The organism is Sphingomonas cynarae (assembly GCF_039537815.1).
Classification (GTDB): domain Bacteria; phylum Pseudomonadota; class Alphaproteobacteria; order Sphingomonadales; family Sphingomonadaceae; genus Sphingomonas; species Sphingomonas cynarae.
Window position 1 is genome coordinate 79,186 of sequence record NZ_BAABBF010000006.1, and the last position, 15,615, is coordinate 94,800.

The 15,615-nt window shown below is 67.6% G+C and carries 12 protein-coding genes; 4 read left to right on the top strand and 8 right to left on the bottom strand.

The genetic code is table 11. The features are described 5' to 3' along the window. Positions 1-39: 39 nt before the first annotated feature. The 3 genes from ABD719_RS13370 (at position 40) to ABD719_RS13380 (ending at position 2,431) form a co-directional block, all read left to right on the top strand. The gene (locus ABD719_RS13370) at positions 40-474 is read left to right on the top strand and encodes a MaoC family dehydratase (RefSeq protein ID WP_425567179.1); all 435 of its coding nucleotides are present in this window, start codon (positions 40-42) and stop codon (positions 472-474) included. 47 nt (positions 475-521) lie between these two features. Further along, positions 522-1,700, top strand: coding sequence for an acetyl-CoA C-acyltransferase (locus ABD719_RS13375; protein WP_344693889.1), 1,179 nt, complete (start codon positions 522-524; stop codon positions 1,698-1,700). 248 nt (positions 1,701-1,948) lie between these two features. Continuing rightward, complete coding sequence (locus tag ABD719_RS13380) at positions 1,949-2,431, top strand: pyridoxamine 5'-phosphate oxidase family protein (protein WP_192125076.1); 483 nt, start codon at positions 1,949-1,951, stop codon at positions 2,429-2,431. 65 nt (positions 2,432-2,496) lie between these two features. Here ABD719_RS13380 and ABD719_RS13385 read toward each other — a convergent pair whose 3' ends face one another. Beyond that, positions 2,497-3,726, bottom strand: a complete 1,230-nt coding sequence (locus ABD719_RS13385; protein WP_344693890.1) for a polyhydroxyalkanoate depolymerase — start codon at positions 3,724-3,726, stop codon at positions 2,497-2,499. 168 nt (positions 3,727-3,894) lie between these two features. Here ABD719_RS13385 and ABD719_RS13390 point away from each other — a divergent pair, with 168 nt between their 5' ends. Then, positions 3,895-5,694 (top strand): ABC transporter transmembrane domain-containing protein, encoded by a 1,800-nt coding sequence (locus ABD719_RS13390; protein WP_344693891.1) that lies wholly within the window; start codon positions 3,895-3,897, stop codon positions 5,692-5,694. 173 nt (positions 5,695-5,867) lie between these two features. Here the strand turns inward: ABD719_RS13390 and ABD719_RS13395 are convergent, their stop codons facing one another. The 7 genes from ABD719_RS13395 to gatA all read right to left on the bottom strand — a co-directional run bounded on the left by ABD719_RS13395 (position 5,868) and on the right by gatA (position 15,615). Then, a complete protein-coding gene (locus ABD719_RS13395; RefSeq protein ID WP_344693892.1) occupies positions 5,868-8,060 on the bottom strand; it encodes a ribonuclease R family protein in 2,193 nt (730 codons plus the stop codon). Between the two features lie 45 nt (positions 8,061-8,105). Further along, positions 8,106-9,134 (bottom strand): potassium channel family protein, encoded by a 1,029-nt coding sequence (locus tag ABD719_RS13400; protein WP_344693893.1) that lies wholly within the window; start codon positions 9,132-9,134, stop codon positions 8,106-8,108. A gap of 47 nt (positions 9,135-9,181) precedes the next feature. Next, positions 9,182-10,714, bottom strand: coding sequence for an aminoacyl--tRNA ligase-related protein (locus ABD719_RS13405; protein WP_344693894.1), 1,533 nt, complete (start codon positions 10,712-10,714; stop codon positions 9,182-9,184). A gap of 51 nt (positions 10,715-10,765) precedes the next feature. Next, positions 10,766-11,392, bottom strand: a complete 627-nt coding sequence (locus tag ABD719_RS13410) for a peptidylprolyl isomerase (protein WP_344693895.1) — start codon at positions 11,390-11,392, stop codon at positions 10,766-10,768. A 161-nt stretch (positions 11,393-11,553) separates the two neighbouring features. Continuing rightward, complete coding sequence (gatB, locus tag ABD719_RS13415) at positions 11,554-13,029, bottom strand: Asp-tRNA(Asn)/Glu-tRNA(Gln) amidotransferase subunit GatB (protein WP_344693896.1); 1,476 nt, start codon at positions 13,027-13,029, stop codon at positions 11,554-11,556. Beyond that, positions 13,022-14,101, bottom strand: coding sequence for a glycosyltransferase family 4 protein (locus ABD719_RS13420; RefSeq protein ID WP_344693897.1), 1,080 nt, complete (start codon positions 14,099-14,101; stop codon positions 13,022-13,024). The genes gatB and ABD719_RS13420 overlap by 8 nt, the downstream gene beginning before the upstream one ends. Before the next feature lie 29 nt (positions 14,102-14,130). Beyond that, positions 14,131-15,615: an Asp-tRNA(Asn)/Glu-tRNA(Gln) amidotransferase subunit GatA gene (gene gatA / locus ABD719_RS13425; RefSeq protein WP_344693898.1), complete on the bottom strand. Its 1,485-nt coding sequence runs from the start codon at positions 15,613-15,615 to the stop codon at positions 14,131-14,133.

A 15,615-nucleotide genomic window follows, 5' to 3' on the forward strand; every position in this document is an offset into this window, starting at 1 on the left:
CTGGAAGGGAATCAGGTGGCGACGATCAGCATCGCGGACATGCGCCAGCGCGTCGGTACCGAGACGATCGGCGATTGGGTAACGGTCGATCAGGCGATGATCGATGCCTTCGCCGAGACGACGGGTGACCGACAGTTCATCCATGTCGATCCGGTCGCCGCCGCCGCGACGCCGTTCGGCGGCACGATCGCGCATGGCTTCCTCACCCTGTCGCTGATGCCCCGCCTTGCCGCCAGCGTCGCCGACGCGCCAGTGGTGGAGGGGATGCGGATGGCGGTGAATTACGGCGCCAACAAGCTGCGCTTCCTGTCACCGGTACGCAGCGGATCGCGGGTGCGCGGACGCTTCGTCACCCTGGCCTTCGACGAACGGAAACCGGGTAATTTCCATCATCTGGTTTCCTTCACTGCCGAGATCGAGGGGCAGGACACCCCCGCCCTGATCGCCGAATGGATCACCCTGATCGTGGTCTGACCCCCTCTGCCCATGCGTCAATCGACCGAACCTGAAAGGACACGTCCATGCGTTCCGCCGTCATCGTCTCCACCGCCCGTACGCCGATCGGTCGCGCCTATCGCGGCGCTTTCAACAACCTGCCCTCCCCCACGCTCGCCTCGCACGCGATCAAGGCGGCGGTAGAGCGTGCCGGCCTTCAGGGCGGCGAGGTCGACGACGTGGTGTGGGGCGCCGCCCTGCAACAGGGGCATCAGGCGGGCAACATCGCTCGCACCGCGCTGCTCCGCGCCGGCCTGCCGACCACGGTATCGGGCATGTCGCTCGACCGGCAATGCGCCAGCGGCCTGATGGCGATCGCCACCGCCGCGAAGGAGATCGTGGTCGACGGCATGGAGATCGCCATCGGCGGCGGCGTCGACAGCATCAGCCTGGTCCAGACGCCCAAGATGAACATCGCCCCCGATCCCGAACTGCTGTCAATGCACAAGAACATCTACATGCCGATGCTCCAGACCGCCGAGGTCGTCGCCAAGCGCTATGGCATCACCCGCGATCAGATGGACGAATACAGCCTGCGATCGCAGCAGCGTACCGCCGCCGCGCAGGCCGCCGGCCGTTTCGACGACGAGATCGTCCCCGTCACCGCGACGATGGCGATCGTCGACAAGGAGACGAAAGAGGTCACGCACAAGGAGGTCACCCTGTCGAAGGACGAGGGCAACCGCGCGGACACCACGCTGGAGGGGCTGTCCGCGCTGAAGCCCGTGCTCGGCCCCGATGCGACGATCACCGCCGGCAACGCCTCGCAATTGTCGGACGGCGCCTCCGCCTCGGTATTGATGAGCGAGGACGAGGCGAACCGCCGTGGCCTGACCCCGCTCGGCCGCTATGTCGGCATGGCCGTGGCGGGCACCGAGCCGGACGAGATGGGCATCGGCCCGGTCTTCGCGATCCCGAAGCTGCTGGAACGCAACGGCCTGACGATGAACGACATCGGCCTGTGGGAACTGAACGAGGCGTTCGCGGTGCAGGTGCTGTATTGCCGCGACAAGCTGGGCATCCCCGACGAACTGCTGAACGTCGATGGCGGTGCGATCTCGATCGGCCACCCCTATGGCATGTCCGGCGCCCGCATGACCGGCCACGCGCTGATCGAGGGCAAGCGTCGCGGTGCAAAATACGTCGTCGTCACGATGTGCGTCGGCGGCGGCATGGGCGCGGCCGGGTTGTTCGAGGTGCTGTAAGGCAGTCTTTATATTTCGACCTGCCGTAACAAATACATCAGGCGAGGCTCATGAGGCTTGCTTCCTGAATTACCAAACCCCGGTCGTGCCAGCGGCCGGGGTTTTTCACGTTCGAGCCACCGGCGGGACGGGGCATCGACGGTGAATCCGCTTATGTCATCAGCTGGGCCGCGACAACGCGACCCCCCGGCGCAACCAACGCCCGCCCCTCTCGTTCTCCCGGCAACCCCATCAAAGGAGAGCAGCACATGGCCGACCACGACAGCCCGCAGGAAATCGCCGCGAAGTTCATCGAGAAGGTGAAGGCCAGCCCCTATGTCATGCTGGGCCTGACCAATGGCCAGCACAGCGAGCCGATGTACGTCCGCCTCGACGACGACCAGCCCAACACGCTGTTCGTCTTTGCCGGCAAGGACAATCGCGCCGCCGGCGGTGGTGAGGCGATGGTGCAGTTCGTCGGCAAGGGCCACGATTTCTTCGCCTGCCTCGCCGGCAATCTGCGGCAGGACAATGATCGCGCGCAGATCGACAAGCTGTGGGACAACAATGTCGAGGCATGGTTCCCGGGCGGCAAGGCGGACCCCAACCTCGCCCTGCTCCGCTTCGATGTCAGCTCGGCGGAACTGTGGGAAACCGATATCTCGCTGTCGGGCCGCGTGAAGATGCTGTTCGGCGGCACGATCCATCAGGATGAATCGTCGAGCCATGCGAAGGTCGGTTCGATCGCCTGAACCGGGCAATCGAAACGACATAGCTGGAACGGCGGCGATCCACCCGGATCGCCGCCGTTTCCATGTCAGCTGTTCTGTGTCATCCACTGTTCCAGCACGGGCGCGATGCGGTCACGCCATTTGGAGCCGTTGAAGATGCCGTAATGGCCGACGCCCTCGGCCATCAGATACTGTTTCTTGTCGTCGGGCAGTGCCGTCGCCAGCGTCAGCGCCGCCTTGGTCTGGCCCAGCCCGGAGATGTCGTCACGCTCGCCCTCGATCGCCAGCAGGCCGATATCGGTGATCGCGGCGGGATCGACCCGCTTGCCGCGATGGATATATTCGCCCTTGGGCAGGGCATGGGTCTGGAAGACGACATCGATCGTCTGGAGGTAGAACTCCGCCGTCATGTCGCAGACCGAACGATATTCGTCGTAGAAACCCTTGGTCGCGTCCGCACCCTCGCCATCGCCCTGCACCAGATGCTTGAACATCCCCCAGTGGCTGATCATGTGGTTGCCCAGGTTCATTGACATGAAGCCGGCAAGTTGCAGGAACCCCGGATAAACCTGACGGCCGCTGCCCGGATAGGTGCCCGGCACCGTCACGATCACGTTCTGCTCGAACCAGCTGTGCGGCCGCTTGGTCGCCAGCGTGTTGACCGCGGTCGGGGCCTCGCGCGTGTCGACCGGGCCGCCCATCATCGTCAGCGTCAGTGGGCGATGGGGGTGGGCATCCGCGCTCATCACCGCGGCGGTGGCATAGGCGGGGACGGAGGGCTGGCACACCGCCAGCATGTGCGAACGGGGATCGCCGTCACGGCCCATCGCGGTCAGGAATTCCACCAGATAATCGACGTAATCGTCCAGATCGAAGCGACCGGCCGACATCGGCACCAGCTTCGCATCGCGCCAGTCGGTGATGTAGACGTCGGCAAAGGGCAGCATCCGTTCCACCGTGCCGCGCAGCAGCGTGGCGAAATGGCCCGACATCGGCGCGACGATCAGAAGCCTGGGGCCACCCTCCACCCCCTCGCGACGGAACCGCTTGAGCTGGCCGAACGGCTTGCGCAGCACGATCTCCTCGTGGATCGGCACGTCGCGCCCGTCGATGCTGGTATGAGCGAAACCGAACGCGGGCTTGCCGCGCGGCGCGGCGGCATGGGCAAACACTTCCAGCGCGGAGCCGACGATCGCACCGCCACCCAGATAAGCAAAGGGATTGGCCGGGTTCTGGAGCAGACCCGCACCGAAATTGGCCATGGCGCTGGCGCCGGCCATCATGGAACGCTGCATTTCGTAGGCGTGGTAAAGCATCGGGTATCCTTTGGCCCAAGATAGGCGTGTCTGGACGAAGTGCCTAATTACTTATCGGCAACGTCTGCCCGGCGGCAAACGCTCCATGCCGCCCTGTCTACCACATGGATCGTTACCGAACGATACGCAGCGTTGAGCGGGGTGCCCCGCGCTGCTAGGCGCAGGGGCATGGCCCGACGCGACACTCCGCCCGCCCCCACCGGGACCCCGCCGGTGGCCGAACCCCGCCGCCTCGGCGATCTCGGCATGGTCTGGCATCATGCCCGTCGCTATCCCGGCCGGATCGCCATTGCCGGCGCCGCCCTGCTCACCACCTCGGCGGCGACGATCGGCATCCCCTATGGTTTCAAGCGGGTGATCGACCGGGGGTTCGCCGGTCAGGGGGGCACGTCGTTCGCCACCTCGTTCCATTACCTGCTGATGATCGTCGCGGTGCTCGCCATCGCCACCGCGATCCGCTTCTACTACGTCTCGTGGCTGGGCGAACGGGTGGTGGCGGATATCCGCACCGACGTGCAGCGCCACCTGCTCCGCCTCAGCCCGCGGTTCTTCGAGGAGAACCGCCCGTCGGAGATCGCGTCGCGCCTGACCTCGGATACCGCGCTGATCGAGATGATCGTCGGCAGCACGGTGTCGATCGCGCTGCGCAACATGTTCACCGGCATCGGCGGGCTGATCTACCTGTTCGTCATCTCGCCGAAACTGGCGGGGATGCTGACGCTGGGCATCCCGCTCATCATCCTGCCGATGACGGTGCTGGGCAAGCGCGTGCGCCGCTATTCGCGCGCCTCGCAGGACCGCATCGCCGAGGTGGGGACGATCACCACCGAAGTGCTGGGCGCGATGCGGATCGTGCAGGCGTTCGGGCAGGAACCACGCGAGGCGGAACGCTTCGGCACCGCGGTGGAGGCGACCTTCGCCGCCGCGCGCCGCCGCAACGCGCTGCGCGCGGTGATGACGGCGATCGTGATCGGGCTCGTCTTCGGGTCGATCACGCTGGTGCTGTGGGAGGGCGCGGTCGACGTCGCCGCCGGCCGCCTCAGCGGCGGGTCGATCGCCGCGTTCGTGCTGACCGGCGGCATCGTCGCGGGGGCGTTCGGCGCGCTGACCGAGGTCTATGGCGACCTGCTGCGCGGGGCCGGTGCGGCCAGCCGGCTCGCGGAACTGGAACGCGAGGTGCCCGAGATCGCCGCCCCGGCCAACCCCGTCGCCTTTCCGGTGCCATCGCGCGGGGCTATCCGGTTCGAGGGGGTCGGCTTCCGCTATCCGACCCGCCCCGAAATCCTCGCGCTCGACGGCTTCTCGCTCGACATCGCACCGGGCGAAACGGTGGCGGTGGTCGGCCCCTCCGGCGCGGGCAAGTCGACGCTGTTCCAGCTGGCGCAGCGCTTCTACGATCCCGAACAGGGGCGTATCCTCGTCGATGGCGTGCCGCTGACCGACGCCGATCCGGCGCAATTGCGCGCGCGGATCGCGATGGTGCCGCAGGAAACCGTGATCTTCGCGGCCTCCGCGCGCGACAATCTCCGCTATGGCCGCTGGGAAGCAGGCGACGATGAACTATGGGGCGCAGCGGAGGCAGCCAACGCCGCCGAATTCCTGCGCCGCCTGCCCGACGGTCTCGACACCTATCTGGGCGAAGGCGGCGCGCGCCTGTCCGGCGGGCAGCGCCAGCGGCTGACGATCGCCCGCGCGTTGCTCCGCGATGCCCCCATTCTGCTGCTGGACGAAGCGACCAGCGCGCTGGACGCCGAGAGCGAGCGACTGGTGCAGGAAGCGCTGGAGCGGCTGATGGCGGACCGCACCACGCTCGTCATTGCCCACCGCCTCGCCACCGTCCGCGCCGCCGGCCGGATCGTGGTGATGGACGAGGGGCGGATCGTCGAACAGGGCACCCATGCCGATCTGATCGCGGGCGGCGGCCTCTATGCGCGGCTGGCGGGGCTGCAGTTCCACGCGGCCGCGTAACGGCCGATCCCGTCATCGTCAGGGCACCGAAGCGATGACGGTTTAATGATGGAGCCTGATGTCCGTCATTGCGAGCGCAGCGAAGCAATCCAGGGCCGGATCAGGACGTCCTGGATTGCTTCGCTGCGCTCGCAATGACGGATTAAGTCAGGCCAATGTCATCCTGCCATGAATCAACGCCGCTTGCCCTGATGCCGGATATTGGCCGGCCGGCCCCGCCGCTTCAACACGCGCGGCCCGCGCGGCGGTGCCGCCGCCTTGCCGCCCGGCAGTTCGAACCGCAGCGCGCCCGACACCGGGTTCGCCTCCGCCAGCCGCAGCCTTAGCCGCTGCCCCAGCGCATAGGCATCGCCACTCGTCTCGCCGACCAGTGTCCGTGCCGCCTCGTCGAAGCGGAAATACTCGCCGCCCAGATCGCGGACCGACATCAATCCGTCGCCACCGATGCCCTCGACCGTGGCGAAGAAGCCGTAATTCTGCACGCCGGTGATACGGGCATCCACCTCGTCCCCCACCCGTTCCGACAGGAAGGCGGCGACATAGCGGTCGACGGTATCACGCTCCGCCTCCATCGCCCGGCGTTCCAGCCGGCTGATCCCCTCGCCGATCCGCTCCATCTCGTCGCCATCGGGCAGTTGCCCGCCCGGCCCCAAGGCATAGGCGCCCGCCAGCGCGCGGTGGACGACCAGATCGGCATAGCGCCGGATCGGCGAGGTGAAGTGGGCGTAGCTGCCGAGCGACAGGCCGAAATGCCCCTGATTGGCGGGGGCGTAATAGGCCTGCGTCTGGGTGCGCAGCACCTGTTCCATCACCTGCGGGCGGAAATCCGCCTCGCCGATCCGGGTCAGGATATGATTGAACGTCGCCGGCTTCAACACCTGCCCCAGCGCGAAGGGCACGTCGAACGTCTCCAGATAATCCTTCAGCGCCACCAGCTTCTCGCGGCTGGGCGGCAGGTGGACGCGGTACATCACCGGTGCCTTCTTCGCCTCCAGCGCCTTGGCGGCGGCGACGTTGGCGGCGATCATGTAATCCTCGATCAGCCGGTGCGCATCGAGCCGTTCGCGCGGCGCGACCGACAGGATGCGCCCCTTCTCGTCCAGCACGACCCGGCGTTCGGGCAGGTCGAGGTCGAGCGGCTCGCGCGCATCGCGCGCCTTGGCCAGCGCGTGCCAGCATGCCCATAGCGGACGGAGCACGGGCAGCAGATCGCCCTCCCCCCGGTCGATCACCGCCTGCGCATCCTCATAGGCGATGTTGGCCGCGATCCGCACCACCGCGCGGGTGAAGCGCCAGCCCTTCAGCGCGCCCGATTTCGACACCTGCAGATGACAGGCCAGCGCGGCGCGATCCTCGCCTTCGACCAGCGAACAGACATGCGCCGACAGGATTTCGGGCAGCATCGGCACGACCCGGTCGGGGAAATAGACCGAATTGCCGCGCGCACGCGCCTCCTTGTCCAGCGCCGAACCGGGGCGGACGTAGAAGCCGACATCGGCGATCGCGACCACTGCCTTCCACCCACCCTCGTTCGCCGGATCGTCGTCGGGCGCGGCCCAGACCGCGTCGTCATGGTCGCGCGCGTCAGCGGGATCGATCGCGACGATCGGCAGGTCGCGCAGGTCCTCGCGCCCCTCGCCCAGCGTTTGCGCGGCGACCCGCTCCGCCTCTTCCAGCGCGGCCTCGGAAAAGACGTCGGGAATGCCCAGCTTGTGGATCGCGATCAGCGAGAAGGAACGCGGCGCGAAGGGATCGCCCAGCCGCTCCACCACCCGCACCGACAGGCCGGGGGGACGACCGGCGAGATCGCACAGCACCAGATCGCCCGCCGCCGCGTCGCCGCGATCGAACACCGCGAACTCGCGCCGTTCCTTCTTCTCGACCCCGGTCAGCCAGTATTTGCCGCCTTCCTCGCGCAGCACGCCCAGAATCTGTTCGGACGCCTTTTCCAGCACCTTCATCGGATGCGCGATCAGGCCCTGCCCCGCGTCCTCGGTCCGGGCCAGGATACGCTGGCCGATCCCCAGCGCGCCCTTCTTGCGGTCGCGCACACGCAGCCGCGGCGCGGGCGTTTCCGCTTCCCACCGGTCGGGCACTGCCCACACATTGCCGCCATCGTCGACATCGACGATGCGCAGCACCGTCACCTTGGGCACACCGCCCATCTTGTGAAAGGCGCGGCCGGGGCCGCCATCGATCAGCCCCTCGTCCGCCATGTCCTTGAGCAGCGCCTTGAGCGCGATCTTCTGTTGCGCGGTCAGGCCGAAGGCGCGCGCGATCTCGCGCTTGCCGGCGGGCTTGTCGGCGGTTTCGATGAAATGGAGGATCTGCGGACGGGTCGGCAGGCCGGGTGTGGGTCGAGGCATCGACAGCAGATAGGGCGCGCGACCGCCCGCGTCACCCTGCCCGCCCTACTTCCCTGCCTGCACCACCTCGATCACCGTGTCGCCCGCCGCCAGCGCCATCGCCTCATGCTCCCAGAACCCGATCGCCCGGTCGCCGCGATACAGGCGCAGCACCTGTCCGCCGACGATCTCGCGCACCGACCGGCCGATCTCGTCTGGCCGCACCGCGCGCTCGCGCAGTTCGACCGAGCCGCCCCGCGTCACCAGATCGGCCATATAGTCGGCGATGTGCGGCCCGGCGGTGCATTGCGCCAGCAACTGTCCGCCGAAGCTGACCGGGTTGACGATGATCGTCGCCCCCGCATCGCGCGCCAGCAGTTCGTTCTCGATCGCCGCGATCGCCACCGCGATGCCGGCATGGGGCGACAGCCGGCGGATGGTGAGGACGATCAGCACCGCGGTATCGTCGCGCCCCGGCGACACGATCACCTGCGCCGCCGCCTCCACCTTGGCGATCGACAGCACGCGGTTGTGCGTCGCATCGCCCTCCACGGTGGCGACACCCAGTTCCTCGGCCAACCGCAGCCGGTCGGCGCGTTCGTCGACCACCACGATGTCGCCGGGGTCGTGCCCGCGTTCCAGCAGTTCGGCGACCGCCGCCGTGCCCGACCGGCCATAGCCGCAGACGATCACGTGATCCTTCAGTTCGCGTCGTATCAGGCCCATGCGCCACCTTTCCCATCCCTGCCGCAACATGAAGCTGTACGCGCTGCCCAGGAAGATCAGGAACACGAAGATGCGGATCGGCGTGACGACGAACGTATCGAACATCCGCGCCGAGGTGGATACCGGCACGATATCGCCATACCCGACCGTCGTCACCGTGATGACGGTGAAATACACGATATCCAGGAACGTGACCGTCCCGTCGCTGTTGTCGCGCAAGCCGTCCCGGTCGATCCAGTGCCCGCCCAGCGCGATCCCGACCAGCACCAGCACCGCGACCGCCCGGATCGCCAGCGTCGTCAGCGGCCCCAGCCGTCCCGCGCGATAGAAGCGCGGCCGCACCGCCGACAGCGCGGCCTGCGCCGCCACCTGTCCGGGCGGCAGCGCGCGGCGACGGATCGGGCGGCGGGCGTCCGTCAGTATGCCCGCCCGACCAGGATGCGCTCCACCGCCGGCTCGCCGGTGAAGATGCAGGGGCCGTGATCGCCATGCGTCTGGCCCAGCGGCGCGTTGCGGATCGTCAGCTTCAACGCCTTCAGCCGTTCCACCACCGTATCGAGCGCCGCGCCGGTCGGCTTCGACCAGCGGACATCGACCCAGCCGGGGTTTTTGACGCTGTCGGCGAAATGCGCCTCGACGGTGGCGAAATCGTCGACCGGCACGATCTGCGCCCGCAGCCGCTCGGTTGATTGCGCCAGCAGCGTCGCCTGGATATCGGCCAGCGTCTGCGCGACGCCCGCCACCAGATCGCCGCGCGGCATCACCGCCGAATCGAGCTTGCCGTCCTCGCGGTACAGCCGGTCGCGACGGATGACGGAGACGTTGCCGCCCGCCACGTCGCGCCCGCCGACCTCGATCACGATCGGCGCGCCCTTCTTCACCCAGCCCCAGCGCTTGGTCGCGGCCTTGGCGGATTTCAGGTCGAGCAGCGCGCGCACCGGTTCGCCCAACGCCGATTGCGCCGCCAGTTCCTTTTGCAGGCTACGGCAATACTCCACGATCGACGCGTCCTCCGGCTGGTCGCGCAGCATCGGCACGATCACCACCTGCCACGGCGCGATCGCCGGCGGCACGCGCAGCCCGTCGTCGTCGCCGTGGACCATGATGACGCCGCCGATCATCCGCGTCGACACGCCCCAGCTGGTGGTATTCGCCAGTTCGAACTCGCCCGCGCTGTTCTGGAACTTGATATTCTGGGCATGGGCGAAATTGGTGCCGAGGAAATGGCTGGTGCCGGCCTGCAGCGCCTTGCCGTCCTGCATCATCGCCTCGATCGAATAGGTCGAGACCGCGCCGGGGAACCGCTCGTTCTCCGGCTTCTCACCCGCGATCACATGCACGCCGAGGCATGTTTCGGAGAATTCGCGGTACACCTCCAGCATCCGCAACGTCTCCTCCACCGCCTCGTCGGCGCTGGCATGGGCGGTATGGCCTTCCTGCCACAGGAATTCGGTGGTGCGCAGGAACATCCGCGTCCGCATCTCCCACCGCACCACGTTCGCCCACTGGTTGATGAGCACGGGCAGGTCGCGCCATGACTGCACCCAGCGCGAAAAGGCGGTGCCGATCACCGTTTCCGACGTCGGCCGCACGACCAGTGGCTCCTCCAGCTTTGCGGTGGGATCGGGCATCAGCCCGCCCTTGCCGTCCGCCACCAGCCGGTGATGCGTGACGACCGCCATCTCCTTGGCGAACCCCTCGACATGCTCCGCCTCCTTCTCGAAATAGGAGAGCGGGATGAACAGCGGGAAATAGCAGTTCTCGTGCCCGGTCGCCTTGATCCGGTCGTCGAGCAGCCGCTGGATGCGTTCCCAGATGCCATAGCCCCAGGGGCGGATGACCATGCAGCCGCGGACGCCGGATTCCTCGGCAAGGTCGGCTTCGGTGATGACGGACTGATACCAGGCGGCAAAGTCCGCCTCGCGCGTGACGGAAAGGGCGTGCTTCATGCCCGCCCGCTTGCCCGATGCCGGCCGGTTTCGCCAGCCCGTTCGTTTCGCTCAGGGCGTGACCGGCAGCCGCCGCGCGGTGAGAATCGTGACCGGTGCGCTCGGCACCTCGCCCTTGAAGGCACCGCGCACCGTCTTGTCGGGCGAAACGGGCGCATCGAAGATTCGCAGCACGACGTCCATCCCCTCGACGATCCGGCCGAACGCGGCATAGCCCTGATTGTCGCCGGGCCGGGTGGGGTCCGCATCGAACGACGGCTGGTCGCCGACCGAAACGGTGAACTCGCCCCGTGCGGTGCCGGGGGCCAGGCGCGCGGTGGACAGGGTGCCGTCCAGATGTTTCAGCCCGGTCGTGCTCGTCGGCTCATGCCTGATCGGCGGCAGCGAGCGCTTGCCATCGCCGTTCGACCCGAACTGCACGAACCCGAATTTGTGCGCGACCTTCACCACCCGGTAGAAGTTCGTGCCGTCCAGCCGGCGCTGGTCGACATAGCGCAGGAAGTTGTTCGCGCTGACCGGCGCGGCTCGCGTATCCGCCTCCACCACGATCCGGCCGGCGCTGGTGACGATCGCGACGCGCGGCAGCGGTGACGTGGCCGGTTGCGCGGCAGGCGGCGTCACCTGTGCAACGGCGGGCATCGCCACCAGCCCCAGCGCCATCGTCAGCATCCACCGCATCGCCGCTCTCCCGTTCAGTGTCTTCCTTACAAACCCATATCCCTCCCCGGCGGAGGCCGGGTCCAGTTGGGCGGACCTTCGCGTTCCATCATCGGCCCTTGCCCTACTGGACCCCGGCCTCCGCCGGGAAGGAATGCAGGATAAGGGCCGACCTTATCCATTCACCCCGCCAGCGCCTTCTTCAGCAATTCGTTGACCACCGCCGGATTGGCCTTGCCGCCCATCGCCTTCATCGTCTGGCCGACGAAGAAGCCGAACAGCGTTTCCTTGCCGCCGCGATACTGGCCCAGCTGGTTCGGGTTCTTCGCGATCACCTCGGCGATCACCGCCTCGATCGCGCCGGTGTCGCTGGTCTGCTTCAGGCCACGCTCCTCGACGATCCTGAACGGCGCGTCGCCGGTGTCCAGCATCACCTCGAACACCTGCTTGGCGAGGCTGCCCGACAGCGTCCCGTCCGCGACCAGCGCCAGCAGTTCCGCCGCCTGCGCCGGCCCCACCGGGCTGTCGACGATCGAGCGGCCCAGCCGGTTGAGCGCGCCGAACAGTTCCGACGTCACCCAGTTCGCCGCACGCACCGGCTCCGCGCCCGCATCCAGCAGGGTATCGAACCAGCGCGCGCTCTCCACCTCGGCGGTCAGCACGTCCGCCTGATAGGCGCTGATGCCCAGCGCCTGATAACGGCGGCGCTTGGCATCGGGCAGTTCCGGCAGCGACGCGAGGCAATCGTCGAGGAACGCGTCCTCCAGTTCCAGCGGCAACAGGTCGGGATCGGGGAAGTACCGGTAATCATGCGCGTCTTCCTTCGACCGCATCGACCGGGTGGTGCCGCTCTCGACGTTGAACAGCCGGGTTTCCTGCACGATGCGGCCGCCCGATTCGAGCACCTCGACCTGCCGGCGCGCCTCGTACTCGATCGCCGCCATCACGAAGCGGACCGAGTTGACGTTCTTCGTTTCGGTCCGGGTGCCGAGTTCGTCGCCGGGTTTGCGCACGCTGACGTTCACGTCCGCGCGCATCGAGCCTTCCTCCATGTTGCCGTCGCAAGACCCGACATAGCGCAGGATCGAGCGCAGCTTGCGCAGATAGGCCCCCGCCTCGGCGGGCGAGCGCATGTCCGGGCGGCTGACGATCTCCATCAGCGCCACGCCCGACCGGTTGAGATCGACATAGGATCGGGTCGGATGCTGGTCATGCATCAGCTTGCCGGCATCCTGCTCGACATGGATGCGCTCCACCCCGATCGATTTCTGCGAACCGTCCGGATCTTTCTCGTCGAGCGCGATGTCGATCGCCCCCTCGCCGACCAGCGGGTGATAGAGCTGGCTGATCTGATAGCCCTGCGGCAGATCGGCGTAGAAGTAGTTCTTGCGATCGAACCGCGACCATTTGTTGATGGTCGCGCCGATCGCCATGCCGGTACGCACCGCCTGCCGGATGCATTCGGCATTGGGCACCGGCAACATCCCCGGCATCGCCGCGTCGACCAGCGACACCTGCGTGTTCGGTTCCGCCCCGAACGCGGTCGCCGCGCCGGAGAACAGCTTCGCCTGCGACGTCACCTGCGCATGGACTTCCAGGCCGATCACGACCTCCCACGCGCCCGTCGCGCCCTCGACCATATACGCCTGCTCAGCCATCGATCCGTCCATTCTTCTCTTCGCGGCCGATCAACGGCGCGCTGAACCGCGCGTATCGGCGCATCATACCCAGTGTCGAATAATCGTCGCGGCGGAACCGCGCCTGCGCCCGTTCCGCCATCGCGCGCCGTTCGTCCGGCGTTTGCGACCGGGCGGCCGTCTTCCATGCCGCGGCATCGCCGGGGGGCACGAACAGCGCCTCGTCCTCCGCCATATAGGTCGGCACGCCGCCGGTGCGCGAGGCGATGACGGGGATGCCCATCGCCATCGCCTCCAGCGCGACGGTGATCCCGGAATAGATGTTATCGCGCATTGGCACCGCGATATAGGTCGCGCTGGCATACAGGCGACGCCATTCGGCCAGCGGCGGGCTGCGCGGGATCGTCAGGTTGCTGTACTTCGTCAGCAGATCGTCGGGCAGTTCCCGGTTCATGATGACCAGCTCGTAATCCGGATCGTTGCCGAACGCATCCAGCAGTACCTGCCAGTCGCGGGTCATGTCGTTGCCCGCCGCGACGATGCGCGTCACGCCGCGCGCATCCCCTTCGGCCGCATGGGGAGCGAAGTTCTCGGCGGCGATACCGAAATGCATCAGCGCGGCGTTCACGTCGGGCAGCCTGCGCCGGCACGCGTCGAGGCAGGGCTGCGTATGCGTCAGCAGCAGCGGGATGCGCTTCAACAGGTTGCGATACAGGAACTGCCGCCCGGCGTTGAGCGACTCCCACCAGTCGATCACCCAGATCGCGGTGCCGATGATCGGCTTGCGCGGCACGAGGCCCATCACCATCAGCAACTGCGCCGCCATCGCGTCCCATTCGGACATGGTGACGATAATATCCGCCGCCGCCATCCGCCGCCGGTTGAACAGCGCATGGGGCATGTCGAGCCGGATCGTCCGTTCGTCCCATCGCGCGATCTTGCGCGACAGCGGCCGGAAATCGTCGTCCGAATAGGTCACGTCGAATCCGCACTCGGCGGCGCGGTGAAAGCCATAGGGGCTTTCGTCGGGCTCGGTCCCTTCCTCGAACTGCTTCCGGTATTTCACCACGTTGCGGCCGAACGGAAGATGCACGTAGAGCCGGGGGCGACGCCCCCCCGCTTCTACCACCAGCGGTCCGGCCGGGCGACGAAGCCCGCACGCTCCTCGATCGCGAGGCTGGCGTTCAGTACGCCCTGCTCGTCGAGCGGCCGGCCGATGATCTGGAGGCCGAGCGGCAGGCCCTGATGATCCAGTCCGCCCGGCACGCTCATCGCCGGCAATCCCGCCAGCGACGACGGCACGGTGAACACGTCGTTGAGGTACATCGCGATCGGATCGTCCGACTTCTCGCCCAACCCGAAGGCGGCCGATGGCGCGGTCGGCGTCAGCAACAGGTCGCACTGTTCCCATGCCCGCTCGAAATCGCGGGCGATCAGCGTCCGCACCTTCTGCGCCTGCGTGTAATAGGCGTCGTAGAAGCCGGCCGACAGCACATAGGTGCCGATCATGATCCGGCGCTTCACCTCGTCGCCGAAACCATCGGCGCGGGTCGCGGCGTACATGTCCTGCAACCCCGCTCCCTCCGGCAGGTCGCGCAGGCCGTAGCGGACCCCGTCATAGCGGGCGAGGTTGGACGACGCCTCGGCGGGCGCGATGATGTAATAGGCGGGCAGCGCATATGTCGTATGCGGCAGCGATACCTCGACGATCTCCGCCCCGGCATCGCGCAGCCAGTCGATGCCCTGCTGCCACAGTGCCTCGATCTCGGCGGGCATCCCGTCGACGCGGTATTCCTTCGGGATGCCGATCCGCTTGCCGGTCAGGTTTGCGGACAGGCCCGCTTCCCATGCCGGCACGTCGAGCTGCAGCGAGGTCGCGTCCTTGCGGTCGAACCCCGCCATCGCGCCCAGCATGATCGCGCAGTCGCGCACGTCGCGCGCCATCGGCCCAGCCTGGTCGAGCGACGAGGCAAAGGCGATCGTGCCCCAGCGCGAGCAGCGGCCATAGGTCGGCTTGATCCCGCTGATCCCGGTGAAGGCGGCGGGCTGGCGGATCGAGCCGCCGGTATCGGTGCCGGTCGCGCCCGGGCACAGCCGGGCCGCGACCGCCGACGACGACCCGCCCGACGAACCGCCCGGCGCCAGCGCGGCGTTGCCGCCGTCGTTACGCCGCCACGGCGAGATGACGTTGCCGAACGCGCTGGTCTCGTTCGACGATCCCATCGCGAACTGGTCCATGTTCAGCTTGCCGAGCATCCCCGCACCCGCGTCCCACAGATTCTGCGAGACGGTCGATTCGTAGGGAGGCACGAAGCCTTCGAGGATATGGCTCGCCGCCGTCGTCGCGACGCCGGTGGTGCAGAACAGGTCCTTCATCCCGATCGGCACGCCGGCCAGCGGCTTCGGCGCGTCACCGGCGGCACGCGCGGCATCGGCGGCGTCGGCGGCGGCCAGCGCGTGGTCGGGCGTCTTGACGAGGAAGGCATTGAGCGCGTCGGCGGCGGCGACGTTGGCGTTGAACGCCTCCGCCACTTCACGCGCGGTGAAATCGCCCGCGCGAAAGCCGTCGCGGATGGCGGCGATACCCAGATCGGTCAGGTCGGTCAT

Bases quoted from the DNA above. Each gene is read 5' to 3' on its own strand.
- ABD719_RS13370 (WP_425567179.1), top strand. From the start codon at position 40: ATGCGCCAGCGCGTCGGTACCGAGACGATCGGCGATTGGGTAACGGTC.
- ABD719_RS13375 (WP_344693889.1), top strand. From the start codon at position 522: ATGCGTTCCGCCGTCATCGTCTCCACCGCCCGTACGCCGATCGGTCGC.
- ABD719_RS13380 (WP_192125076.1), top strand. From the start codon at position 1,949: ATGGCCGACCACGACAGCCCGCAGGAAATCGCCGCGAAGTTCATCGAG.
- ABD719_RS13385 (WP_344693890.1), bottom strand. From the start codon at position 3,726: ATGCTTTACCACGCCTACGAAATGCAGCGTTCCATGATGGCCGGCGCC.
- ABD719_RS13390 (WP_344693891.1), top strand. From the start codon at position 3,895: ATGGCCCGACGCGACACTCCGCCCGCCCCCACCGGGACCCCGCCGGTG.
- ABD719_RS13395 (WP_344693892.1), bottom strand. From the start codon at position 8,060: ATGCCTCGACCCACACCCGGCCTGCCGACCCGTCCGCAGATCCTCCAT.
- ABD719_RS13405 (WP_344693894.1), bottom strand. From the start codon at position 10,714: ATGAAGCACGCCCTTTCCGTCACGCGCGAGGCGGACTTTGCCGCCTGG.
- ABD719_RS13410 (WP_344693895.1), bottom strand. From the start codon at position 11,392: ATGCGGTGGATGCTGACGATGGCGCTGGGGCTGGTGGCGATGCCCGCC.
- gatB (WP_344693896.1), bottom strand. From the start codon at position 13,029: ATGGCTGAGCAGGCGTATATGGTCGAGGGCGCGACGGGCGCGTGGGAG.
- gatA (WP_344693898.1), bottom strand. From the start codon at position 15,615: ATGACCGACCTGACCGATCTGGGTATCGCCGCCATCCGCGACGGCTTT.